General features: G+C 53.6%; 1 protein-coding gene. It reads left to right on the forward strand.

All coding sequences use genetic code 11. The features are described 5' to 3' along the window. Nucleotides 1-258: hypothetical protein (locus tag KVS69_RS18905; protein ID WP_217539507.1), on the forward strand; the 258-nt coding region annotated here is incomplete at its 5' end. Nucleotides 259-405: the final 147 nt, after the last annotated feature.

Consider the following 405-nt stretch of genomic DNA (forward strand, 5'->3'; position numbering starts at 1 on the left):
GTAGTTCTGCATGACGGAAAGGGTCGAATGTCTGTTCGATACGATCTTGCTAGGGCGAGGAAGGCCTACTACTCCATTGGAAGCAAGGATGAGATGAACACAATTGTGGATGTCGGTGACGACCAGTTCGTTCCTCTTGGCTCCTTGGTCTCACCCCTGACCGCATGGCATGCGGTAGAGGACTTCTTTGTTAAACCTCTAGAGATGCCCGGCAGACTCCACTGGATGAATGCCGAAGAGATTGTTTGCCCCGAGTAGGAGCCTCTTCAAGGGTGTCGAGAATTGCAAAGTAAAAGATCCAATCATCAATGTCGGTTGGGTACAACCTCAGATGCCGGTGGGCCAGGAACAACGAGCGTGCGAAATCGCTGGCTCCTTTACCGGCCAGGGGGCGCAGCTCTCGGC

It is taken from the genome of Stenotrophomonas sp. GbtcB23 (assembly GCF_019091045.1).
In the GTDB taxonomy this organism is placed as follows: domain Bacteria; phylum Pseudomonadota; class Gammaproteobacteria; order Xanthomonadales; family Xanthomonadaceae; genus Stenotrophomonas; species Stenotrophomonas rhizophila_A.